The organism is Dinghuibacter silviterrae (assembly GCF_004366355.1).
GTDB classification, from domain to species: domain Bacteria; phylum Bacteroidota; class Bacteroidia; order Chitinophagales; family Chitinophagaceae; genus Dinghuibacter; species Dinghuibacter silviterrae.
Genome location: NZ_SODV01000001.1, coordinates 1,747,903 through 1,770,765, shown reverse-complemented (window position 1 = coordinate 1,770,765; position 22,863 = coordinate 1,747,903). Strand labels below are relative to the sequence as shown.

19 protein-coding genes are annotated in these 22,863 nt (G+C 56.6%); 12 read left to right on the top strand and 7 right to left on the bottom strand.

What is annotated here, in order from left to right:
- Nucleotides 1-6 precede the first annotated feature (6 nt).
- Nucleotides 7-2,736 carry a 2-oxoglutarate dehydrogenase E1 component gene (locus EDB95_RS07915; RefSeq protein WP_133992375.1) on the bottom strand — a complete coding sequence of 910 codons (2,730 nt, stop codon included), beginning with the start codon at nucleotides 2,734-2,736 and terminating at the stop codon, nucleotides 7-9.
- A 217-nt stretch (nucleotides 2,737-2,953) separates the two neighbouring features.
- On the opposite strand from EDB95_RS07915, the gene rpsT reads away from it, so the two are divergent.
- Complete coding sequence (gene rpsT / locus EDB95_RS07910; RefSeq protein ID WP_133992373.1) at nucleotides 2,954-3,208, top strand: 30S ribosomal protein S20; 255 nt, start codon at nucleotides 2,954-2,956, stop codon at nucleotides 3,206-3,208.
- 157 nt (nucleotides 3,209-3,365) lie between these two features.
- On the top strand, nucleotides 3,366-5,081 hold the full coding sequence (locus EDB95_RS07905; RefSeq protein WP_133992371.1) for a M14 family metallopeptidase: 1,716 nt from the start codon (nucleotides 3,366-3,368) through the stop codon (nucleotides 5,079-5,081).
- Here EDB95_RS07905 and EDB95_RS07900 read toward each other — a convergent pair.
- Entirely contained in the window at nucleotides 5,078-5,791 is a 714-nt protein-coding gene (locus tag EDB95_RS07900; protein WP_133992369.1) for a head GIN domain-containing protein, read from the bottom strand. The genes EDB95_RS07905 and EDB95_RS07900 overlap by 4 nt on opposite strands.
- 147 nt (nucleotides 5,792-5,938) lie before the next feature.
- Between EDB95_RS07900 and guaA the strand changes: the two genes are divergently transcribed.
- The 4 genes from guaA to EDB95_RS07880 are packed head-to-tail and all read left to right on the top strand — an operon-like array spanning nucleotide 5,939 to nucleotide 11,323.
- The gene (guaA, locus tag EDB95_RS07895) at nucleotides 5,939-7,477 is read left to right on the top strand and encodes a glutamine-hydrolyzing GMP synthase (RefSeq protein WP_133992367.1); all 1,539 of its coding nucleotides are present in this window, start codon (nucleotides 5,939-5,941) and stop codon (nucleotides 7,475-7,477) included.
- A gap of 1 nt (nucleotide 7,478) precedes the next feature.
- Nucleotides 7,479-8,639 (top strand): ABC transporter substrate-binding protein, encoded by a 1,161-nt coding sequence (locus EDB95_RS07890; protein ID WP_162852517.1) that lies wholly within the window; start codon nucleotides 7,479-7,481, stop codon nucleotides 8,637-8,639.
- Between the two features lie 8 nt (nucleotides 8,640-8,647).
- Complete coding sequence (locus EDB95_RS07885; RefSeq protein WP_133992363.1) at nucleotides 8,648-9,706, top strand: ligase-associated DNA damage response exonuclease; 1,059 nt, start codon at nucleotides 8,648-8,650, stop codon at nucleotides 9,704-9,706.
- A gap of 3 nt (nucleotides 9,707-9,709) precedes the next feature.
- Nucleotides 9,710-11,323, top strand: coding sequence for an ATP-dependent DNA ligase (locus EDB95_RS07880; protein WP_133992361.1), 1,614 nt, complete (start codon nucleotides 9,710-9,712; stop codon nucleotides 11,321-11,323).
- 114 nt (nucleotides 11,324-11,437) lie between these two features.
- Here EDB95_RS07880 and EDB95_RS07875 read toward each other — a convergent pair whose 3' ends face one another.
- Nucleotides 11,438-12,280 carry a DUF1444 family protein gene (locus EDB95_RS07875; RefSeq protein WP_133992359.1) on the bottom strand — a complete coding sequence of 281 codons (843 nt, stop codon included), beginning with the start codon at nucleotides 12,278-12,280 and terminating at the stop codon, nucleotides 11,438-11,440.
- A gap of 53 nt (nucleotides 12,281-12,333) precedes the next feature.
- A complete protein-coding gene (locus tag EDB95_RS07870; RefSeq protein ID WP_133992357.1) occupies nucleotides 12,334-13,524 on the bottom strand; it encodes a PDDEXK nuclease domain-containing protein in 1,191 nt (396 codons plus the stop codon).
- Between the two features lie 354 nt (nucleotides 13,525-13,878).
- Between EDB95_RS07870 and EDB95_RS07865 the strand changes: the two genes are divergently transcribed.
- The 3 genes from EDB95_RS07865 (at nucleotide 13,879) to EDB95_RS07855 (ending at nucleotide 19,055) form a co-directional block, all read left to right on the top strand.
- Nucleotides 13,879-16,356 carry a ligase-associated DNA damage response DEXH box helicase gene (locus EDB95_RS07865; protein WP_133992355.1) on the top strand — a complete coding sequence of 826 codons (2,478 nt, stop codon included), beginning with the start codon at nucleotides 13,879-13,881 and terminating at the stop codon, nucleotides 16,354-16,356.
- Between the two features lie 2 nt (nucleotides 16,357-16,358).
- Nucleotides 16,359-17,012, top strand: a complete 654-nt coding sequence (gene pdeM / locus EDB95_RS07860; protein WP_133992353.1) for a ligase-associated DNA damage response endonuclease PdeM — start codon at nucleotides 16,359-16,361, stop codon at nucleotides 17,010-17,012.
- A 126-nt stretch (nucleotides 17,013-17,138) separates the two neighbouring features.
- Nucleotides 17,139-19,055 (top strand): kelch repeat-containing protein, encoded by a 1,917-nt coding sequence (locus tag EDB95_RS07855; protein ID WP_162852516.1) that lies wholly within the window; start codon nucleotides 17,139-17,141, stop codon nucleotides 19,053-19,055.
- Here EDB95_RS07855 and EDB95_RS07850 read toward each other — a convergent pair.
- Both EDB95_RS07850 and EDB95_RS07845 read right to left on the bottom strand, forming a co-directional pair.
- Complete coding sequence (locus tag EDB95_RS07850) at nucleotides 19,052-19,537, bottom strand: hypothetical protein (RefSeq protein WP_133992349.1); 486 nt, start codon at nucleotides 19,535-19,537, stop codon at nucleotides 19,052-19,054. The genes EDB95_RS07855 and EDB95_RS07850 overlap by 4 nt on opposite strands.
- Before the next feature lie 17 nt (nucleotides 19,538-19,554).
- Complete coding sequence (locus tag EDB95_RS07845) at nucleotides 19,555-20,322, bottom strand: XRE family transcriptional regulator (protein WP_133992347.1); 768 nt, start codon at nucleotides 20,320-20,322, stop codon at nucleotides 19,555-19,557.
- A 129-nt stretch (nucleotides 20,323-20,451) separates the two neighbouring features.
- On the opposite strand from EDB95_RS07845, the gene surE reads away from it, so the two are divergent.
- The 3 genes from surE to lpxB are packed head-to-tail and all read left to right on the top strand — an operon-like array spanning nucleotide 20,452 to nucleotide 22,697.
- Nucleotides 20,452-21,258, top strand: a complete 807-nt coding sequence (surE, locus tag EDB95_RS07840; protein ID WP_133992345.1) for a 5'/3'-nucleotidase SurE — start codon at nucleotides 20,452-20,454, stop codon at nucleotides 21,256-21,258.
- On the top strand, nucleotides 21,246-21,575 hold the full coding sequence (locus EDB95_RS27250; protein ID WP_162852515.1) for a hypothetical protein: 330 nt from the start codon (nucleotides 21,246-21,248) through the stop codon (nucleotides 21,573-21,575). Before surE ends, EDB95_RS27250 begins: the two co-directional genes overlap by 13 nt.
- Complete coding sequence (gene lpxB, locus EDB95_RS07830) at nucleotides 21,576-22,697, top strand: lipid-A-disaccharide synthase (protein ID WP_133992341.1); 1,122 nt, start codon at nucleotides 21,576-21,578, stop codon at nucleotides 22,695-22,697.
- Here lpxB and EDB95_RS27245 read toward each other — a convergent pair.
- Nucleotides 22,669-22,842 (bottom strand): DUF6728 family protein, encoded by a 174-nt coding sequence (locus tag EDB95_RS27245; RefSeq protein WP_162852514.1) that lies wholly within the window; start codon nucleotides 22,840-22,842, stop codon nucleotides 22,669-22,671. The genes lpxB and EDB95_RS27245 overlap by 29 nt on opposite strands.
- Between the last annotated feature and the right edge of the window lie 21 nt (nucleotides 22,843-22,863).

Sequence of the window (22,863 nt, the reverse complement as noted above, 5' to 3'; positions counted from 1 at the left end):
CTACACTTAAATATTGAAAGCCGTGTCGATGATCTCTGCCTGTTCCTTGTTGTGCACCTTGCCGTAACCGGTAGCCGTGGATGCGCTGGCCTGGCGGCTGATGACGCCGAAGGGGATCCCCTTGAGGTTCATCTGCAGGAAGGAAGCGGCGCCCATGTTGAGCGGCTCTTCCTGTACCCAGAACCAGGTCGCTTTGGCGTACTGCTTGTACAGCGCTTCGAGCTGACGGTAGGGCAGCGGATATAGTTGTTCGAGACGGACGACAGCCACGTCCCGGCGCTTGTCCTTCTGTTGTCTTTCCAGGAGTTCGAAATAGATCTTTCCGCTGCAAAGCAGTACTTTTTTCACGTCTGCTTTTTTCACAAAGGAGTCGTCGAGCACTTCCCGGAAACCACCTTTCAGAAATTCATCCATGGTGGAATAGGAACCGGGGTGCCGGAGGTTGGCCTTGGGGGCGAAGTTCACCATGGGTTTGCGGAACGGCCAGGTGAGCTGGCGCCGGAGGGCATGGAAAAAGTTGGCGGACGTCGTGATGTTCGTGACGACCATGTTGTATTCCGCACAGCTTTGTAGAAAGCGTTCCATCCGCGCACTGGAATGGTCCGGTCCCCCGCCTTCGTACCCGTGGGGCAATAACATGACCATCCCGTTCTGGGTCGTCCACTTTTGTTCGGCGCTGGTCACGTATTGGTCGATGACGGTTTGGGCACCGTTGACAAAGTCTCCGTACTGGGCTTCCCAAAGCACCAGGGCGTTGGGGCTGCCGAGCGCGTATCCGAACTCGAAACCGAGGACGGCAAATTCGCTCAGGAGGGAATTATAAATCCGGAAAGCCCCCTGGTTGTCCTGGAGGTGCCCCAGGCGGTTGTATTCCGCATTGGTGTTTTCGTCATAGATCACCGCGTGACGGTGGGAGAAGGTGCCCCTTTTGACGTCTTCACCGCTGAGACGGACGTCTTTTTGCTCGACCAGCAGGCTGCCGTAGGCGAGGAGCTCACCCGTGGCCCAGTCGACCTTGCCTTCGGTTTCGAACAGCTTGATCTTGTCCTGGAGGAGCTTTTCGACCTTTTTCAGGGGTTTGAATTCCGCTGGCCATTGCATGATCCCTTTGAACAGGGCGCGGAACTGTTCCTCGGCGATGGCGGTGTCCGGGGATTGTTCGAAATCGGCGGGCTGGGCCTTTCTCAGGGCCTGCCATTCCAACTCGGGTTTTTGGAACGTATAGGGTTTGGGGTGCTGCTTGATCTCGTCGAGGCGTTTTTGCAGCTCGTCCCAGAATTGCTTTTCCATTTCCTTCGCCAGGTCTTTGGCGTCGGCTTCACCGTTCGCGAGGAGGTATTGCGTATACACTTCGCGGGGGTCCGGGTGTTTGTCGATCAGGGCGTAGAGCTGGGGCTGGGTGAACTTGGGCTCGTCCCCTTCGTTGTGGCCGTGGCGGCGGTAGCACACCATGTCCAGGAAAATGTCCTTGTTAAACTTTTGACGGAAAAGGGTGGCCAGCGTGGACGCCTTGACCACGGCCTCGGCGTCGTCGCCGTTGACGTGGAGGACGGGCGCCTTGACCATGGACGCGATAGAGGTACAATAATCGGCGCTGCGGGCGTCGTCAAAGTCGGTGGTAAAACCGATCTGGTTGTTGATGACGAAGTGAAGCGTGCCCCCGACATAGTAGCCCCTCAGGTTCCACATCTGGAGGAGTTCGTAGATGACCCCTTGCCCGGCCACGGCGGCGTCGCCATGGATCAGGATGGGCAGTATTTTGTCAAAGTCGCTGTCGTACAGGATGTCGGCCTTGGACCGGGAAAAACCCGCCACCACGGGGTCGACGACCTCCAGGTGGGAGGGGTTGGGGCAAAGCTGGAGGTTGACCTTTTTCTCGCCCCCGTTGGTATACTCACCCCGGAAACCCAGGTGATATTTTACGTCCCCGCTGCCCATGGTCGAGTCCGTGGGCACCTGGCCTTCGAATTCGCTAAAGATCTGCTCATAGGTTTTCCCCATGATATTGGCCAGGATGTTCAGACGGCCGCGGTGCGCCATCCCGATCACCACTTCCTGCACGTCGTTTTCCGCCGCCGTATGGATGATGGCGTCCATGGCGGGAATCGTGCTCTCGCCTCCTTCCAGGCCAAAACGCTTCTGACCGATATATTTGGTATGAAGAAACTTTTCGAAGATCACGCCTTCGTTGAGCTTTTCCATGATCCGGCGCTTCTGGTCGAGGGGCACGGGCTGCTGCAGGTCGGTTTCCACCGCCTTGGTCATCCAGTCCAGTTGTTCCTGGTCGTTGATATACGTGAACTCGATCCCGATCGAACCGGTGTAGACCTTTTTGAGGAAGGCCACAATCGATTGCAAGGTGGCTCGCCCCAGGTTGATAAACCGGCCTGCTTCAAATTCGGTAGAGAGGTCCGATTCGCTGAGCCCGAAGTACTTGAGGTCCAGGTTGGCGTGCCGGTCCTTGCGCTCGCGGATGGGGTTGGTCTTGGCGACCAGGTGGCCTTTTTTCCGGTAGGCCAGGATGAGCTGGTATACGGCAAATTCCTTGTCGAGGGCGCCGGGCGCCTTGCCATTGAGGGCGGGGGCGGCAGGAGCCCCGGTGGATACGGCAAAATCAAAACCTTCAAAAAATTTTCTGAACTCCGGATCGACACTCTGGGGATCTTTGGCGTACTGCTGATAGAGCCCTTCCACATAGGCCGGGTGCGACTGTGTAATGTACGAAAAGTCTTGCATGAGAAATTGGTATATACTGTTGTTAACCAACAGCTTAACATAAGTTAAGAGACAAACGGCTACGCGTTTGGCCTTGCAAATATCGGTCAAAATTCTGTCATAACGCCGGGGGGTGAAACCAGATTATATTATTTTTCTCCGGCCGGGGCTTGTTCTTTTACCGAAAACGCCTACCTTTGCCCTCCTAAATTTACCGGACAAAAAATAATAGTGACTCATGGCTAATCATCAGGCAACAAAAAAAGACGTACGTCAGGCCGCCAAGCGCAGGGAAAAGAATCGCTATCAGGGTAAAACCACCCGTAACGCGATCCGGGACCTGAAGGCTGTCACGGATAAAGCTGCCGCCGCGGGGAAACTGCCCGAGGTGATCGCCATGATCGACAAGATGGCGAAGAACGGCATCATCCATAAGAACAAGGCATCCAACCTGAAGAGCAAGCTCGCCATCCGCGTCAACAAGATCGCGTAAGGAGAAGCCGCTCACGTATAAGTTATTTGGAAGTCCCGAAAAATTCGGGACTTTTGATTTTTGTGTCCGCCGTAACTGACAATTTACGGCGGACACAAAAATCCGCTAACTATGGGCCTTCGGCCAGCCGGCCCGTGGCCGGCTCTAATTTTTACGTATGAGACATTTGCTTGCATTCCTGCTCCTTTGCGGCACCGCCAGCGCCCAGGTCACTTCCTTCGAACGGTCGAACGGCCTTGCCACAACGACCTATGATAGCTGTATCGCCTACTATAAGGAGCTGGCCGCCCGTTACCCTACCCGGGTGCATCTGAAGACCATGGGGCCTACCGATGCCGGCTACCCGCTCCACCTGCTGCTGTATGCAAACGATGGAAGCGCCGATCCCGCCGCCTGGCACAAGGCCGGGAAAGTGGTAATCCTGATCAATAACGGCATCCACCCCGGGGAACCTGACGGCGTGGATGCGTCGATGATGCTCCTGAGGGACATCCTCCAGGGCAAGGCCCATATCCCCGACAACGTGGGGCTCGCGATCATTCCCTTATACAATATCGGGGGAAGCCTGGACCGCGGCTCCTGGTCCAGGGTCAACCAAAACGGTCCCCTGGCTTATGGCTTCCGGGGCAACGCCCAGAACCTGGACCTCAACCGGGACTTTACCAAGTGTGACAGCCGCAACGCCGTTGGTTTTGCCCGCATCTTCCACTACGTGGATCCGCACATCCTGGTCGACAACCACGTCAGCGACGGGGCCGACTACCAGCATACCATGACCCTCTTACCCACCCAGCACGACAAGCTGGGCGGGGCGGCCGGGCGGTTCTTACACGACGTGTATCTCCCCGCCCTTTTCCGGGACATGAAGAACGAGGGTGACCAGATGACCCCCTATGTGAATTTCGAGGACGCCAACCCCGACCGGGGCTGGGATGCGTTTTATGACTCCCCGCGCTACTCGACGGGGTATGCAGCCCTTTTCCAGACCATAGGGTTCATGCCCGAAACCCACATGCTCAAACCCTTTGCAAACCGGGTCCGGTCAACCTACCGGTTGATGACGGTCATGATCCGGGAGGCAGGGCATTACGGCCGGGACATCATTGCCAGCCGGGCCGCGGACCGCAAAGCCATCGGGATGCAGGAACGTTTTGCGCTGGCCTGGCACCCCGATTCCACACGCTGGGACACCGTGGACTTCAAGGGGTATACCGCCGACCGCAAACCGAGCGACGTCAGCGGCCTGCCCCGGTTGTATTATGACCATAGCCGTCCGTATGAGCGTACGGTCGACTATTTCGATTATTTCACCGGCATCGATTCTGTCACCAAACCCCGGGCGTACGTCATCCCCCAGGGCTGGCACAGCGTGACCGACCTGCTGGCGCTCAACGGGGTTCCCCTCCGGCCGCTGACACAAGACACGACGATCACCGTCGACGCTTATCATATCGATGGCTATAAAGCGGCCCCCCGCGTGTTCGAACGCCACCACCGCAATACGGATGTGAAGGTGTCGGTGATGACCCAAACCCTGCATTTCCGTAAAGGCGATTACTGGGTTCCCATGGGTTACCCCACCGACCGTTTTGCCGTGGAAATGTTGGAGCCCACCGGGGACGATTCGTATTTCTCCTGGAACTTTTTCGACGCCATTTTGCAGGAAAAAGAGGGTTATAGCGCCTACCGTCTGGAGGACGTGGCAGGGGCCTATCTACAGGCACACCCGGACATCCGCGAGGCACTGGACAAAAAGCGCCAGGCCGACCCTGCTTTTGCCGCTAACGGGGCAGCCCAACTGGACTTTGTGTACAAACATTCCCAATGGTATGAACCGGAGCACCTGCGGTACCCGGTGTACCGGGTAAACTAGCGCTTGTTTAGCGACCCTGACCCGTACACGTGCTGGGAAATGGAAGGATCCCCCCAGTAATACACATCCCCGCTGCCCCCGATCGTTACATCCAGGGAGACGCTGGAGAAAATGTAGGCGCTCCCCGACCCCATGATGGATACTTTCCCGTTCTCGGACTTTAGGGAATCCCCGGAGAAAGTACCGCTCCCGGCAATGTCCACCTTCAGGTCGCGGGTCTGTCCGCTCAGGGCGAGTTTCCCCGACCCGGCCAGGCTGGTTTCGACTTTCGGGGCGTCGACCGCTACCTTGACGTCCCCGCTTCCATTCAGGCTGAAGGACATGGGGTTCGGGGAGGAAAGGGTATTCTGTGAAATAATATTGCCCGATCCGGACAGGACGACCTCGTCGGTTTCCGGCAAAGTGACATAGGCGTTCAGGTCGTTGTTGGTCGTCAGGTCAACCGCGTTTTCGGTGGAAATGATCAGCCGGTTGCCGTCGACCCGGGTAGTGATGTATTGAAGGAGGTTGCTTTCGCCCTCCAGCTCCACTTTGTAGTCGCTCCCCTGGGTCACATAGACGTTAAAAAAACCCCGGACGTCCACCCGCTTGAATTCCCCCACCTTGCGTTCCTCTTTCTGGACGCTCCCGTTCCCCCGGACGACGTGGTAGGGGCCGAAATGACAGGAGGCAAGGACAACAAGCGATAAGGCGGCGAGGAGGCGTTTCATTTGACGTGCATTTTGAGTTGCGGCGGCGACCTAAGCGGCCAATTTAGGCCGCCGTCGCAACACCGCTAATAATGGCCCTTCGGGCAGGGCGCCTGTGGCGCCCTTTTCGTGGACTAAGATAGAGATTCTTCATACTTTTGCACCACCATGACAGAAAAAATCCTGATACTTGACTTTGGCTCCCAATACACCCAACTCATCGCCCGGGCTGTCCGCGAATGCAACGTCTACTGCGAGATCCTGCCTTTCCACAAAGGGGTACAACCCGACCCGGCGATAAAAGGGGTGATTCTTTCGGGGAGCCCTTTTTCCGTCAATGATCCGGAAAGCCCCGACCTGGATGTAGCCAATATTGTACAACAAATACCGGTTTTGGGTGTTTGTTATGGTGCGCAACTGACCGCCAAACGCTATGGCGGCAGGGTAGCGAAGTCAGACAAAAGGGAATTTGGCAGGGCCATCCTTTCCAACACCGCGCACCCCGAAGACGCGCTCTTAAAAGAGGTATCCACGACCTCCCAGGTGTGGATGAGCCACGGAGATACGATTCTCGCGCTGCCCGACGGGTTCGAGGTCCTGGCAACCACGGAATCCATCCCGGTAGCCGCGTTCAAAGCCCTGAACACGCCCCACACCTTATATGGTCTCCAGTTCCACCCCGAAGTGTATCACTCGGTGGAGGGCAAAAAAATATTGCGGAATTTCCTGTATAACATCTGCGGCTGTCACGGTGACTGGACGCCGGCGAGTTTTGTCCACGAAACCGTGGAACATCTTCGTCAGCAGATCGGCTCCCGCAAAGTCATCATGGCGCTGAGCGGAGGCGTGGACTCTACGGTCGCGGCTACCCTGATCCACCAGGCGATCGGGGACAGGTTGTACGGTATTTTCGTCGACAACGGGGTCCTGCGCAAAAACGAATTCCAGCAGGTGCTGGACACCTACAAGCAACTCGGATTGAATGTAAAGGGAGTAGATGCGAAGAATCTTTTTTATACCCGGCTGGCGGGTAAGGTAAGTCCCGAGGAGAAGAGGAAAATAATAGGGGGCCTTTTTATCGAAGTATTCGAAGCGGAAGCAAAACATATAGATGGGATTGGTCTCCTGGGACAGGGCACCATTTACCCGGACGTGATCGAATCCGTGTCCGTACATGGCCCCTCGGTCACCATCAAGTCGCACCACAACGTAGGCGGTCTTCCCGACCGCATGCACCTGGAGCTGGTGGAACCCCTGCGCTTCCTGTTTAAGGACGAGGTCCGCAAGGTCGGTCTGGAGCTGGGTATCCCCCGTGAGCTTTTGTTCCGCCATCCTTTTCCCGGCCCCGGGCTGGCCATCCGCATTCTGGGCGAGGTCACCGAAGATAAGGTACGGTTATTGCAGGATGCTGACGCCGTCTATACCCGGTCCCTGAGGGAGAGTGGTTTGTACGACAGCGTCTGGCAGGCAGGCGCCATCCTCCTGCCGGTAAAGAGCGTCGGTGTCATGGGAGACGAACGGACCTACGAATTTACGGTCGCGCTGAGGGCAGTGACGTCTGTGGACGGGATGACGGCCGACTGGGCACACTTGCCTTATGACTTTCTGGCCAAGGTGTCCAACGAGATTATCAACGAAGTGCGGGGGATCAACCGCGTGGTATACGATATTAGCTCAAAGCCCCCCGCTACCATCGAATGGGAATAATATGAGCCGTTGGATCATCATCCTTACCCTGCTGCTGGCTGTGGTCGGCCCCAGGGCGTCTGCCCAAACCAAATCGTACGCCGTCGCCGTACTCGCCCCCTTGTACCTGGACTCCGCGTTTGACGCTTCCGGTGCGTACAAGCTGGGCAAACAATCCCCCCGCTTTGCCTTCAGCGGTCTGGAATTTGCCGAGGGTGCGCGCCTGGCCCTGGATACCCTCCAAACCGGGGGGGCACGCCTCCAATGCACCTTTTACGACATCCGTTCCGCTGCCCAGGCCATCCCCCACCTCATCGAAACCCACCAGCTGGACTCCGTACAATTGATCATCGCGAGCGTCAGCGGTGGCGACTACCAAACCCTGGCGGCGTTTGCAAGGATGCGCAGCATTCCCTTCATATCCGCCACCTGGCCCAACGAAGGGGGCGTCACCGCCAATCCTTTTGTGTGCGTCCTCAACCCGACGATCTTTACCCACTGCGAAACGATCTATCATTTTATCCGGGTCAACCACCCCACCCACCAGATCCTGTACATCCGAAAACCCGGTCCCATGGAAGATAAGCTGGAAGGGTATTTCAAACAGCTCAACGACAACCTGCTTCCCATACAGACCGTGATGACCAGCGACACCCTTAGCGCCGCCACCCTGCTGCCCTACCTGGACAGCAACCGCTACGCCGTGATCGTCTGCGGGAGTTTGGACGATGCGTTTGGGATCAGCCTGGTACGCGCCTGCACCGCCCTCTCGGACACCTACCCGATGACCCTGATCGGCATGCCCACCTGGGAAGGCAACCGCACCCTGGAGTCCCCCGAGCTGAAAAACATGCCGTATCTCTACACCTCCCCCTTCCTCAACCCGGACATCGACAGCGGCGCCAGCTTCAGCCTCACCCAGCGGTTTATCGCCCTGACCCGGACCAAACCCGGGGATATGGCTTTCCGGGGCTACGAAAGCACCTACCTGTTTGCCAACCTGCTCCTCCGCTATGGGAATACCTTGATGTCCCATGCGGGAGACGCCTGGTTCCAGACCTATACCCCCTACCTCATCAAACCCGTGTTCCTCACACCCGGATCCGCCGTTCCCGACTACTTCGAGAACAAGCACGTCTACGTCCTCCGGCGCCAGAACGGCGCTGTCGCCAGATTGCAGTAAATTCGGCTATGCCGCTTATCGAATATTCCGACCGGGGGCTTTTTTGCGCACGGGGGGATTTCTATATCGATCCCTGGAAACCCGTGCCCAGGGCCGTCATCACCCACGCCCACAGCGACCACGCCCGGCCAGGGAGCGCACACTACCTGTGTCATACCCTGTCCGAGCCCCTTTTGCGCCTCCGGCTCGGGCCTGTTTCCTGCCAGGCGGTTGCTTGGGGCTCGCCGGTGCTTATGAATGGCGTGTCCGTATCCCTCCATCCCGCAGGTCACGTCATTGGGTCCTCCCAGGTCCGCGTGGAATACAAGGGGGAGGTCTGGGTCGTTAGCGGGGACTACAAGCTCGAAAACGACGGGCTGTCCGGGGTGTTTGAGCCCATACGGTGTCATACGTTTATCACCGAGTCCACCTTTGGGTTGCCGATTTACCGGTGGCAGCCGCAATCACAGGTCTTTTCTGCCGTTGAAGACTGGATCGGCCGCAACCGCGCGGAGGGCCTGACCACCGTCCTGTATGCCTATAGCCTGGGCAAGGCCCAGCGGCTGATCCAACAGCTCTCCATGCCGCTTTTTGCGCACGGGGCCGTATACAACGTCCAGGAGGCACTCCGGGCTGCTGGTGTTGCGGTTCCTCCCGTCGAGTGGATCACCCCCGAAACTCCCAAAGAACGCTTCAAAGGCCAGGTTGTCATCGCGCCTCCTTCTTCCGACGACTCCCCCTGGCTCCGCCGGTTCATTCCTTATTCCCTCGGCATTTTCAGCGGCTGGATGCAGGTCCGGGGGAATGTCCGGCGGCGCAATGCCGACGCGGGGTTTGTGCTGAGCGATCATGCCGACTGGGACGGGTTGCTTACGGCCGTACGGGCCACCGGGGCGGAACAGGTGCTGGTGACCCACGGGTTTCAATCAGCGTTTAGCCGGTACCTCGTGGAGCGCGAAGGGCTCGTCGCGGCAGAATTGCAGACCGCCTATGGCGACGAAGAGGAGGGCACGGCCGCGAGCGGTGGGGCTGCAGCCCCAACCCCCGACGCCGGCCCCGGGACAACGCCCCCAACCCTAAATCCCTAACCCATGCGCACCTTCGCTACCCTCGTCACCGAACTCGGCTCCGCCACCAAGACCAACGACAAGCTGGACGCCCTCTCCCGGTACTTCAAAACCGCCGGGGACCGGGACAAGGTCTGGGTCATCGCCCTCTTCAGCGGCCGGAGGCCAAGGCGCGCCATATCGTCAGGACTGCTACAGGCCTGGTGTATCGAACTGCTCAACCTGCCCCCGTGGCTTTTTGAAGAATCATATTCGACCGTGGGCGACCTGGCCGAAACGCTGGCCCTGCTGGTGCCTGACACACCAGGGACGGCCGTTTTGGCCCAGCCGCTATTTTATTATATCGAACGGCTCAACGCCCTCCGGGACGCACCCGACGAAGACAAAAAGTCGTTTGTCCTCGAAGCCTGGAGAAACTTCAACCGCGAGGAACGTTTTGTCTTCAACAAACTCATCACCGGCGGTTTCCGCATCGGCGTTTCGCAGCGCACCATGGTCAACGCCTTGGCCGCCGCCCTCGACCTGGAACCCGACAAACTCCTCCACCTCATCAGCGGCAACTGGGATCCCTTTACAACCTCGTTTGACGCCCTCGTACACGAAAGCACCGCCCGCCAGGATATGTCAAAACCTTACCCGTTTTACCTCGCCTATGCGCTGGAAGACGCCCCTTCCAGCTTAGGCTCCCCCACGGACTGGCAGGCCGAATGGAAATGGGACGGCATCCGCGGACAGCTCATCCACCGGGGCGGCGAACTCTTTGTCTGGAGCCGGGGCGAAGAGCTCCTCAACGGTAAGTTCCCCGAATACGATCCGCTCCTGGGCAAGCTGCCCCCCTCCACCGTCCTCGACGGTGAGATCCTCGCCTTCGACCAGGGCCTGCCCCTCCCCTTTAGCAGCCTCCAGACGCGCATCGGGCGAAAGAACGTCACCCGCAAACAACTCCAGGAGGCCCCCGTCGTTTTTGTCGCCTACGACCTCCTCGAATACGAGGGAGAAGACTACCGGGAACGCCCCATGGAGGAACGACGTGCCCGGCTCGAATCCATCGTCGCACTCGTCAACCACCCGAGCCTGCGGTTGTCCCCAGTCATTTTTTTTAATACCTGGGAAGACCTCGCCCGTCTCCGGGAGGACTCCCGCGACCAACACGCCGAGGGCGTCATGCTCAAACGAAAGGCCTCCGTCTACCAGGCCGGCCGCAAACGCGGCGACTGGTGGAAGTGGAAGATCGATCCCCTCACCATCGACGCCGTCATGGTCTACGCCATGAAGGGGCATGGACGCAGGAGTAACCTCTACACCGACTATACTTTTGCGGTGCGGTCCGGGGATCAACTCGTGACCTTCACCAAGGCCTATTCCGGGCTTACCGACGCCGAAATCGCCGAGGTCGACGCCTGGGTGAAGCGCAACGCCCGCGAGAAATTCGGGCCCGTGCGGACGGTGCCGCCGGAGCTCGTTTTTGAGATCGGGTTCGAGGGGATTGCGGCGTCTAATCGCCATAAGTCAGGCGTTGCCCTCCGGTTTCCCCGCATGCTGCGGTGGCGGAAGGATAAGCCGGTTTCGGAGATTAATACGTTGGAGGATTTGAAGGGGATGTTGAGGATGTATGGGGCAGGGGGTAGCACCGCTTAAACCTTGTTCATAAAAAGTATTGCCAGCCATAAGTGGGGTAAAAACACAGATTTGGCTGAAGACAAAACCAACAAATTCATTATCAATCGATTAAACAGAGGCAATAATAAGAGTTTAATCCATTGGTACAAACGTTTTCCCATCCCAGCGATAAAGGCTGTCGGAAATGGGATAGGTAACACTGGTCGACATCTTTTCCACAAACTCCCGGAGTTTCTTCACGCCGTCTTTTTCACCGCTGCCCGTTATCAACAAAACGTCCCGGCTGGGAACGGCGATGACGAAGTCCCCCTTGACCGGGAGGTTCTGCTTGTTCCAAAACCACCCGAGCAGAAGGATACTGGCTTCATAGTTACCTCCAGCGGTTGGCATATACACACCCTCATTTTCATGGAGCTGAATACTATCCAGGTGGGCAGACAGGTTCCGTAACGCCAGCGCACGCAGGGAATCCCTTGGAATCCCAAGTTTCTTGAGGTCGTCGCCTGACATGTACTGGATATCGGCGTCGCCGTTGAAGGCATACAAGATGACCAGGTCCCGGTTATAGACATCGTATACCATGTCCATGGGCTTTGTGGCACCCGCCTGCGCCTCCTGGATCTTCACCTCGTCAAGGAAAACAAGGGGCTTGACGATAGGCACAATGTTTTCCTTCTTTTTGTCCCGGTCCGGATTTTGCAAACTGGCAGAGGCGGCAAGGTAGCGGTGCAGGATCTCTTTCAGTTCCCCCGGGTGCGCCTGGTATTCTTTGTAGGCATTGTCGATGCTGTATTGACTGTTCCTGCCGTTGTCCCTGGACACGATCGTCGAGTCGTCTGTCACTGTAAACGCTACGCCAGGACGTCGCGCCGACAAGGAGTCCCGGTAAATTTTGCAAAACTCCCATTGAGTCAGGCCGGTGGGAAGGTAATGGCATGCGGTCATTACGAAAAGGAAGAATAAGAGGCGACGCATAAATAAATATACCGAACTTTCTAGCAACAACTATGTCCCCCCTCACCCCCCGGTTACCGCGTTATCCTGGACTGGCTCGGCGCCTCCGGTTCATCTCCTGCCTTTTTTATGGAATTCAGCTTTTGTAAAAGCTCGTCCATTTTTTCCCGAATAGGCTGATCTAATTCATTTAATTCGGCTGCCATGTTGCGTTCGATGTCTTTAAGGCTGGGCAATTCCTGTTTTACTTCTTCCGGTAGTTTTTCGTTGAGACGATATTGGGAAATTCCAATAGCCTTCCCGGTATCTCGCAATGCATATTCCGCCACCAGGCCGTCCTTGGTCTTGCACAAAATAAGACCGATACTTTTCCCATCACGTTCATCCTTTAACTGTTCATCGGCAAGCGTCAAATAGAAACTCATCTTACCAATGTGTTCCGGCCTGAATTCCTCGTTTTTTAGCTCTATAACTATATAGCGTTTGAGCTTGGTATGGTAGAACAGGAGGTCGATAAAATACTCCTTTTCCCCCAAGGTCATCCTAAATTGCCGCCCCATAAATGCAAACGACTGACCAAGCTCTAACAGAAATTTTGTCAACTGGGAAAGTAATGCGTGTTCTACATCACGTTCCTTGGCCTCTTGTGCCAAACATATAAAATCGAATTGATATGGGTCTTTAAAAACCTGCGTAATCTGCTCGTAGTCATCTGTTGTTTGAGCAAAGTTGTGGATTATTTGCCCTTGCCTTTTATGTAACCCTCCCTCTATCTGACGGACCATCTCCTCCCGTGTCCAACCCATTTCTATCGTTTTCCGGATATAAAACACCCGAATTTCTGGCTCTTTAATCTTGTCTAACAATAAGATATGGTGGGACCAAGTCAATTTTGCAAACTCACTTTGCAAAATTGAGACGGTTGCATTTTCCTCTCCATTACTCATTTCTAATTTTGCAACACTGGTTTGCAAAATTGGAAAATGGGGGTAGGCTAAAGCAAAATCCCTCATGTACCTCAAGTTTCGGGGTCTGAGCCCCTTCATGTCCGGGAACTCTGTTAGAAGGTCTTTGGACAGCCGTTCCACGACCTTTGCACCCCACCCATCCTTTTGTTCCTGGTCCGCGATGACCAATCCAATGTCACGGTAAATGGCCAATAGTTGTCCGTTTAAAGTGTACGCAGCCGCACTCCTTGCCCTTTTGATCTTCTCTTTAAGAGCCGCCACTATGTCCCTATAATCGGAAGGCATATTCTTTTCCATGTGCGCCTCATTTGTACTAGAACTAATACAATGATCGAAATATGTTCAACCATCGAGTGCTCACAATTAATTTTTCATCATATAAATCCCTCATTATAGGGACATGCTATAATAATCGGCATCCGCTGGACAGAGGAGGTATACCCGGTTCTCTGTTATTTATCTCCAGCCATAAGTGGATTAAAGAACCTAGTTATGGCTGGCAATAGAACTTTTTATTTTCAGCCATAAGTGGGTTTAAAAGCATAGATCTGGCCGGATATAAATACATACATTTCATTATCAATAGATTATAACCCGATTTTTTGAGACCCAATCCGGCGGCAAAAACCACCGAACTTTGTGGTCTCAATTATGAACTTCCCCTCATCTCCCGGTTACCGCCTCATCCTGGACTGGCTCTCCGCCTCCGGCAGGAAGCCCTTTGCCTTCCAGGAGGAAACCTGGGCGGAGATCGACAGGGGTCATTCGGGTTTGGTGAACGCACCCACGGGGTATGGAAAAACATACTCCGTATTTCTAGGCGCGCTGATCCAGTACATCAACGAGCATCCAAAGGATTTTAAAAGCAAAGCCCCTGGGAGCCTCCGCCTGCTGTGGATCTCCCCCTTGCGGGCGCTGGCCAAGGACATTGGCCGGGCCATGGAGGAGGCGCTGGCGGAATTAAACATCCCCTGGACCGTAGGTATCCGGAACGGAGACACGGACCCGCAGGAGCGGGCGCGACAGATGAAACACCTCCCGGACATCCTGGTGACGACCCCCGAAAGCCTGCACCTGATGCTGGCGCAGAAGGGGCACCCTGCGATCTTCAAGAGCCTGCGGATCGTGGCGGTGGACGAGTGGCACGAGCTGCTGGGCAGCAAGCGGGGGGTGCAGGTGGAGCTGGGGTTGTCGCGGCTGCGGGGGCTCCGGGGGGACGTGCAAGTCTGGGGCATCAGCGCCACCATCGGCAACCTGGAAGAAGCCATGCGCGTCCTGTTACCGCATCCGGAAGAAACGGACCGGATCATCCGGGCGGACCTGGCAAAAAAGATAAAAATCCTCTCGATCCTCCCGGACGAGATCGAAAAATATCCGTGGGCGGGGCACCTGGGCATCCGGATGGCGGACAAGGTGGTGCCGATCATCGAAGAGGGGGGGACGACGCTGGTCTTTATCAATACCCGGGGCATGGCCGAGCGGTGGTATCAGGTGTTGCTGGATACGGACCCGGGGCTGGCGGGGGTGCTGGCGCTGCATCATGGGAGCATCGAAATGGAGCTGCGGAACTGGGTGGAGGAGGCGTTGCATACGGGGCGGTTGAAGGCGGTGGTGACGACGGCGAGCCTGGACCTGGGGGTGGACTTCCGGCCTGTGGATACGGTGGTACAGGTGGGGTCTCCGAAAGGGGTGGCGCGTTTTCTGCAAAGGGCGGGCCGGAGCGGGCACCAGCCGGGGGCGACGAGTGTGATCCATTTCCTGCCGACGCATTCGCTTGAGTTGGTGGAGGCGGCGGCGTTAAAGGATGCGATCGCGGAAGAGATGGTGGAGAACCGGGAGCCGCGGCTGTTGTGTTATGACGTGTTGATTCAGTATTTGTGTACGCTGGCGATTGGGGAAGGTTTCCGACCGGAGGAGGTTTGGAAGGAGGTAAGCGGAACCTATTGCTATCAGGCATTGACCATAGAGGACTTCGGGCAGCTTTTGTCGTTTATCGTCACGGGTGGTTCGGCGCTCCAGCAATACGACGAGTTTAAAAAAGTCATCGTGGACGAGGCGGGGGTGTACCGGATCACGTCGAGACGGATCGCCATGCGGCACCGGTTGCACATCGGCACGATTGTGAGCGATGCGATGTTGAAGGTGCGGTTTGTGAGCGGGGGGTATGTGGGGGTGATCGAAGAGTATTTCATATCGCGGCTGAGCCCGGGGGATACGTTTACGCTGGCGGGCAGGATCCTGGAGTTTGTCATGATCAAGGATATGGCGGTGCTGGTGCGGAAGTCCACGGCGAAAAAGGCGTTGGTACCGAGCTGGAACGGGGGGCGGATGCCGTTGTCGGCGAACCTGGGGATCATGCTGAGGCGGAAGTTTCACGAGGCGGGGAGGCGTACGCGTACGCCGGGGGTGTACCCGCCGAGCGTGGAGCTGGATGCGTTGCAATCGTTGTTTGAGCTACAGCAGACGCTCTCGCACATCCCGATGGACAACGAGTTGCTGGTCGAACAGATCGAGACCGAGGACGGGTTTCATCTTTTCGTTTTCCCGTTCGAGGGGCGGCTGGTGCACCAGGCCATGAGCGCACTGATGGCGTACCGGATCGCGCAGATCAGGCCCATTACGTTCTCCATCGCGATGAACGACTATGGCTTTGAGCTTCTGAGCGATCAGCCGATCCCGGTGGACGACAGCAATGTGTATGAGCTTTTTTCCCTGGAGAACCTTTTTATGGACATCCAGAAAAGCGTGAATTCGGTGGAGATGGCGCGGCGGAAGTTCCGGGATATTTCGGTCATCAGCGGGTTGATTTTTCAAGGGTATCCGGGAGAACACAAAAAGGCGAGACATCTGCAATCCTCGGCGGGCTTGTTGTTCAACGTGTTCGCGGAATACGACCCGGGGCACCTGTTGCTGAAACAGGCGTTCCAGGAAGTCATGGACCAGGAAATGGAGGAGGGGCGGTTGCGCGCCGCGCTCCAGCGCATTGCGGAGAGCCGGATCGTGTGTACCTTTCCGGACCGGTTGACGCCCTTCTGTTTCCCCGTGAAAGTGGACAGCATGCGGGAGGAGCTCACTTCCGAAAAACTGGAAGACCGGATCAAACGCATGCAGGTCCAGTTAGAAAGATAGGTATGAAGGGATTGACACATTATCAAATTGCCGGGCAAACACTGTGGCTGACGCCCCAACGGGCAATCTTCTGGGAATCGGAAAAGGCGATCCTGGTGTCGGACTGTCACCTGGGCAAAACGGGTCACTTTCGTAAAGAAGGCATAGCGGTCCCACAGGCAGTGTATAGGGAAGACCTGGCGAGGCTGGTCCACCTGGTGCAATTCTTCAGGGCAGAGCAGTTGATCGTCGTGGGCGACCTGTTCCACAGCAGGGATAACAAAGAGCTGGAACTTTTCCGCAAGTGGCGGGGCGACCTCAGTGCACTGGAGATCCATCTCGTGCGCGGTAACCACGATATTCTGGAGGATACGTGGTATACGGACGCGAATATTGAGGTGCACGAGGGGACTTGGGAACGCGGCGGGCTGTCGTTCAACCATCACCCCCCGGAAGAACAACCGAAGAGCGGCTACCTCTTCACCGGCCATCTGCACCCGGCGGTAACCCTGGTGGGTGCCGGGAAGCAAGCCCTTCGTTTTCCCTGCTACTACTTCGGCCGAAACTATGCGATTCTCCCTGCCTTCGGCCGCTTTACAGGCACAGCAAGGGTCGCCGCCAAAAAAGGGGACCAGCTGTTCGCCATCGTCAACCAGGACATCATCCACCTGTCATAACCCTACGTCATCGGCTACACCTTTTTATCGTCGGTATACGTGGAAGTGCGCGCCCTATTGTATCAATAGTAATCATTCCTTATTACTTTGAGGGGCATTGCAATCATTACCCCGTATCCCATGAAAATGAAAACCCCTCTGCTGCTTTTGCTGCCCGTACTCCTGGGCGCAAAGGCTACCGCCCAAACCACGAACGAATGGGTCTGGATCAATGGAGACAATACCCTCAACGTGGCCGGCGTGTACGGCACGCTAGGGGTCGCCGCCACCACAAACAAGCCGGGAGGACGTTATAACCCGTCCTCCTGGACGGACGGGAACGGCCATTTCTGGATGTTTGGCGGCTGGGGCTATGACGCCGCGGGCGCTCCCGGATTCCTCAACGACTTTTGGGAATATGACAGCGCCACCAACCGGTGGACCTGGATGGGTGGCACCAATGGAATCGGAGCGGCGGCCACTTATGGGACCAAAAATGTGGGAAGTACCGCCAATATTCCCGGCGCCCGTTACGGAGCCAATACCTGGGTGGATGCGAGCGGCAACCTGTGGCTTTTCGGAGGCGGCTATGGCACGACGGCCGGCAGCGCCGCCGTCTCGATCTGGTATAACGATCTCTGGAAATACAACCCTACGGCGGGAACGTGGACCTGGGTCAGCGGAAGCAACACGTCCAGCCAGAACGGGACGTATGGCACCAAGGGTACCGCGGCAACCACCAATGTCCCCGGCGGCCGTTTCGAGTCAACGACCTGGATAGATCTTTCCGGCAACCTCTGGCTTTTCGGGGGCGGAGGGATGCCTGCCACGGGGGCCAATGGCTATCTGAACGACCTTTGGAAATTCAACCCTACGGCGGGAACGTGGACCTGGATGAGCGGGAGTAATGCTGCGGCATCCGCGGGTGTCTATGGCACAAAGGGCACCGCTGCCGCGGCCAATACCCCCGGGGCACGATACGGGGGGTCGAGCATCGTGGACAATGGCGGCAACCTTTGGATGTTTGGCGGGGGAACAGGGACCACGGCCGCGGTCTTGAACCTCTTTTTCAACGACCTTTGGGAATTCAATATCAGCACCGGGCAATGGACCTGGGTATCCGGCGACAATACCACCAACAGCAACGGTGTTTACGGAACGGAATATGTCGCGGCAGCCGCCAATAAACCGGGCGGCCGGGTCGCCGTCGCGAACTGGAAACAAACCATCAACGGGAATATCGTCATCTTCGGTGGCGTAGGATTGGGTGCCACGGGCGGCTCCGGCTATCTGGAGGACATGTGGGCCTATGATATTACCACCGGCCTGTGGGCCTGGCAGGACGGGGCTACCTCGACCGCTGTAGACGGTGTGTATGGGACCCTGGGCGTCGGAGCCATCGCCAATAACCCCGGCGGACGATATAGCCCCGGCGCCTGGGTCGACCGTCATGGCGACCTTTGGCTGTTCGGCGGCCACGGCTATCCCGCGACCGGTACGACCAGCGGTTATCTCGATGACCTTTGGGAATTTGTGCCGATCATCATTTTGCCCGTCGACTGGCTGGGCGTTCAGGCCACCCCCGCGCCCAGCGATATACTGGTGACCTGGCAAATGGCCCTTCCGGGCGGAAACGGGTGGTTTAACGTCGAGCGCAGCACCGACGCCATCAACTGGCAAACCATCGGAACAGTGGATGGTTCAAGCGGTAACGGGAACAACTACGGGTTCACCGATAAAACACCCGTACCCGGCGTGAATTATTACCGGCTGCAGTTGTACACCACCGAAAAGACATCCAATGGATACAGCAATGTCGTCACGGCAACATTCCAGGCTACCCGGACACTGGTCAGCTATTTCCTGGGGAAGGGGTACCTGGGGATAAGACTGCAAAACGGATCGACGGAACACTACCGGTTGATCGATATGACCGGGCGGATGGCGACGCAGGGTAACCTGAAGAATGGGGCGTCCACCCTGGGACCGTTGGTCCCCGGTGTGTATGTCCTGCAGGTGGCCGGCCAGACCGGGATCATCACGCAAAAGGTGGCGGTGCCTTAGCGCAGCGTCTTCAACTGGCTTGCGTACAACGCAATGAACACGAGACTGATGATCAGCCCGATGACGAGGAAGATGCCCGTTAAAAAACCGGTACCGATAAAAGCGAGGCTGGTAACCGTCGGAAGCAGTTCTCCAACGAGATAGAAATAAAATCCCCGCTTCTTCCCGGTCCTCATAAGGGCGGCGCCTGAAGCACAAAGCCCGATACCCAGCAGCGAGAGCAGAAAGATGGGTACGCGGTTGACCCAGGTTTTCCGGGCGATCTCGACCATGCCCGGGCCCGTCAGGGTCTTGAGCACACCGGGTGCATCCTGCACCTGTTGCTGCATCCCGACGAGTTGATGATAGTTGTGCTCGGCATTGAAAAAACCGACAAATGCCTGGAAAAGGGCGTAGGCGCATCCGATAAAAGTCAGGATGGTCAGGACATTGATCGTTTCAGAGGGTTTGACCGGTTTTTCGGTTTCAGGAGTATATGACATGTTTGCAACAATGGTTTTCAACCGTTGGGCAGCTTCTTCTTAATCGCGCTGACCTGTTCCTGGAGGTTGGACACCAGGTGAGACAGGGAAGTCACGTCGTAGCGCTGCTGCGGGCTGACCTTGGTGATCACCACCTGGGCCTGCCAGAGCTCCATGATGTCCTCCAGGTTGAGCTGGTAGGGCTCGTATACCGGGTTGTCGCTGACGAGGGTCACCTTCGCCCTGGACCGGTTGTTCCTGAGGATGCGTTTGTAGACGATCCCCTCCGTTTTCGACACGACGATATATGCCTGGTTACTTTTTACGGTGTCCATGTCGTCCACCTTCTCACCCACGATCACGGAGCCGCTGGGGGTCGGCAACATGGAGTCACCCACAATCTCAAATGCCCGGAAGTTCCCCGAGGCCAGCATGGGCAGGGTAAAGGTATTTAATTCATCGACAAATTCGGGATCTCCGTACCCGTTTAAATAACCGGCCGCCGCCTTTAGGGGTACGAACGGAATGACCGCCTGTCCGGGAATGGATAATTTGAGCTGGCGGCGCTTGGACAGGTAATTGCCGTTCCCCCCGGATCCGTCGCCGATGTCGGTCCGGAGCAGGTCGTCCAGCGTGACCTTAAAAATGTCGCTGACGAGCTCCAGGACTTCGGTCCGGGGCTCGGCCCGCTCTTCTTCATAGGCGCCTAAGAGGGATCGTTTGATACCCAAACGGGTCGCAAATTCTTCCTGCGTCCAGCCGCGCAGCTTGCGCAGGTATTTGAGGTTTTTACCAGCGATGGCCATAGTAGGTACTAAGTTTAGTAGCTAAAATACTAACTTTTTTAGTTCCAAGACAAAAAATTTGGCGAAAGGGGGTAAAATGGGCATTTTTGTGAGGCGCGGGGCGCCTACCGCGCGCAAAGGAACTGCACTATGGCACAATCTAAGGAAAAACAAGCACCGCCGCAGAAAGGCGATAAACCGGTGATCCTGGTGACCAATGACGATGGCGTCACCGCACCGGGCCTCCGGAACCTCGTGGAAGCCGTCAAAGACCTGGGGCAAATCGTCGTTGTGGCCCCGGACAAACCACAATCCGGCATGGGTCACGCCATCACCATCGGCTACCCGCTCCGGATGGAGCAGGTGACCCTGATGGAAGGGGTGGAAGCCTGGCAATGCAGCGGTACCCCGGTGGACTGTGTGAAACTGGCGGTGGACAAAGTCCTGCACCGTAAACCGGATATATGCCTGTCGGGGATCAACCATGGTCCCAACCATTCCATCAACGTGATCTATTCGGGTACGATGAGCGCGGCCATCGAAGCCGCCATCGAAGGGATCCCGTCCCTGGGATTTTCCCTCCTCGACTACAGCCTGGAGGCCGATTTTACGGCAGCCCGGTACTACGCCCACCTGCTCGTGGAAAAGGTTTTGAAAGACAAGATCCACCGTCACCTGTCGCTGAACGTCAATATTCCGTCCGTTCCGATGGAGCTGTTACAGGGGGTCAAGGTCTGCCGGCAGGCGTATGCCAAATACGAGGAGGATTTTAACGAGCGGCTCGATCCCCGCGGCAAAAAATATTATTGGTTAACGGGAGAATTTGTGAATTTTGACGAAGGAACGGATACCGATGTGTGGGCCCTGCAAAATAATTACGTGAGCGTGGTACCGGTACAATTCGACCTGACCAATTATACCATTAAACAACAACTGGAAAAGGCGTGGCAACTGTAAGCATCAAAAAGGACCGGTTCAAGTTCTTCAAACAAGACCACGTAGGTCTGGGCCTGGCCATCGGCGCGCTGGCCCCTATCCTGGGTTTTGTGGTGTATTATTTTGTGAAGTACCGTCTCTTTACGTTCCGCGAATTTCTAAACCTGCTCCTGGAGCAGCACAACCTGATCACCGCCATCACCAGCATATCCCTCTTAGCCAACGCCGTTCTTTTCACCCTGTACATCAACGCGGGTAAGGACCAGACGGCCAAAGGCATTTTTGTGACGACGGTCCTCTATGGCATCGCCGCCCTGCTGGTCAAACTCATCCTGTAAATGCGTTATTACCTGATTGCCGGGGAAGCCTCCGGGGACTTACACGGCAGCAACCTGATCAAGGCCCTGAAAGCCCATGATTCCGGGGCGGAATTCCGTTGCTGGGGCGGAGACATGATGGAGGCCGCCGGGGCGGTGTTGGTCAAACACTATAAGGAACTGGCTTTTATGGGTTTCGTAGAGGTCGTCCGGAACCTGCCCACGATCTTGCGCAACCTGCGGATGTGCAAGGAAGACGTCCTGGCGTACAAACCCGATGCGCTCATCCTGGTCGACTACCCGGGCTTTAACCTCCGCATCGCCCGCTGGGCGCATACCCAGGGGATCCGTGTCATCTACTATATCTCCCCGCAGGTCTGGGCCTGGAAGGAATCAAGGGTCAAGGGGATCAAGGAAAGCGTGGACAAAATGCTGGTCATCCTTCCCTTTGAAAAGGAATTTTACCACAAGTGGGGGTACGAAGTGGAATACGTGGGGCATCCTCTCGTGGAGGTCGTGGAAGCCGCCCAACGGCAGGCGGCGGACCATGCCGGCGGGAAACCCATCGTCGCTTTATTACCGGGCAGCCGGGCCCAGGAAGTGGCTTTAAAGCTGCCCGTGATGCTGGAAGTGAGCCGTGCTTTTCCCGATCATCAGTTTGTCGTCGCCCAGGCACCCAGCCTCGACGATGCCTACTATGCGCCCTTACTACAAGATTACCCGGACGTGCAAACGGTCCGCGGCAATACCTACGGTCTCCTGGGACAGGCCCGCGCGGCCCTGGTCACGTCCGGCACCGCCACCCTGGAAACCGCGCTTTTCGGAGTCCCCGAAGTGGTTTGTTATAAGGGCAGCCAGGTCTCTTACGAAATCGCCAAGCGGCTGATCAAGGTCAAGTACATATCGCTGGTCAACCTCATCATGGACAAACCGGTCGTCAAGGAATTGATCCAGGGGGACATGAATGCCGCCAATGTCCGGACCGAACTGGAAAAGTTGCTGAAGGACGAGGCGTACCGCGCGCGGATCATGGAAGACTACGCCGCGTTGAAACGGATCCTGCAACAAGGTGGGGACGCTTCCGCGAACGCGGCAGCGAGCATTGTACGCTACCTCAGTGGAGCAGATAGCGCACCAGCCTGACCAACAGGACGATAATAACGATTAGGAAAATAAAGATCGAGATGCGGTTCATCCCGTGCATGAGCCGGAAGTTGATCCCCCGGGGCGCGTCCGGATCCTTTTTTTTCAGATACAGATATTCCGCGACTTGTCTCCAGATACCCATCCCTCAAAGGTAGGAAGAAAG

Coding starts and splice junctions, on each gene's coding strand:
- EDB95_RS07885 (WP_133992363.1), top strand. CDS start 8,648: ATGCCGCTTATCGAATATTCCGACCGGGGGCTTTTTTGCGCACGGGGG.
- lpxB (WP_133992341.1), top strand. CDS start 21,576: ATGCGTTATTACCTGATTGCCGGGGAAGCCTCCGGGGACTTACACGGC.
- EDB95_RS07850 (WP_133992349.1), bottom strand. CDS start 19,537: ATGTCATATACTCCTGAAACCGAAAAACCGGTCAAACCCTCTGAAACG.
- EDB95_RS07870 (WP_133992357.1), bottom strand. CDS start 13,524: ATGGAAAAGAATATGCCTTCCGATTATAGGGACATAGTGGCGGCTCTT.
- EDB95_RS07880 (WP_133992361.1), top strand. CDS start 9,710: ATGCGCACCTTCGCTACCCTCGTCACCGAACTCGGCTCCGCCACCAAG.
- EDB95_RS07845 (WP_133992347.1), bottom strand. CDS start 20,322: ATGGCCATCGCTGGTAAAAACCTCAAATACCTGCGCAAGCTGCGCGGC.
- EDB95_RS07875 (WP_133992359.1), bottom strand. CDS start 12,280: ATGCGTCGCCTCTTATTCTTCCTTTTCGTAATGACCGCATGCCATTAC.
- EDB95_RS07900 (WP_133992369.1), bottom strand. CDS start 5,791: ATGAAACGCCTCCTCGCCGCCTTATCGCTTGTTGTCCTTGCCTCCTGT.
- rpsT (WP_133992373.1), top strand. CDS start 2,954: ATGGCTAATCATCAGGCAACAAAAAAAGACGTACGTCAGGCCGCCAAG.
- surE (WP_133992345.1), top strand. CDS start 20,452: ATGGCACAATCTAAGGAAAAACAAGCACCGCCGCAGAAAGGCGATAAA.
- EDB95_RS07855 (WP_162852516.1), top strand. CDS start 17,139: ATGAAAACCCCTCTGCTGCTTTTGCTGCCCGTACTCCTGGGCGCAAAG.
- pdeM (WP_133992353.1), top strand. CDS start 16,359: ATGAAGGGATTGACACATTATCAAATTGCCGGGCAAACACTGTGGCTG.
- EDB95_RS07890 (WP_162852517.1), top strand. CDS start 7,479: ATGAGCCGTTGGATCATCATCCTTACCCTGCTGCTGGCTGTGGTCGGC.
- EDB95_RS07905 (WP_133992371.1), top strand. CDS start 3,366: ATGAGACATTTGCTTGCATTCCTGCTCCTTTGCGGCACCGCCAGCGCC.
- EDB95_RS27245 (WP_162852514.1), bottom strand. CDS start 22,842: ATGGGTATCTGGAGACAAGTCGCGGAATATCTGTATCTGAAAAAAAAG.
- EDB95_RS07865 (WP_133992355.1), top strand. CDS start 13,879: ATGAACTTCCCCTCATCTCCCGGTTACCGCCTCATCCTGGACTGGCTC.
- guaA (WP_133992367.1), top strand. CDS start 5,939: ATGACAGAAAAAATCCTGATACTTGACTTTGGCTCCCAATACACCCAA.
- EDB95_RS07915 (WP_133992375.1), bottom strand. CDS start 2,736: ATGCAAGACTTTTCGTACATTACACAGTCGCACCCGGCCTATGTGGAA.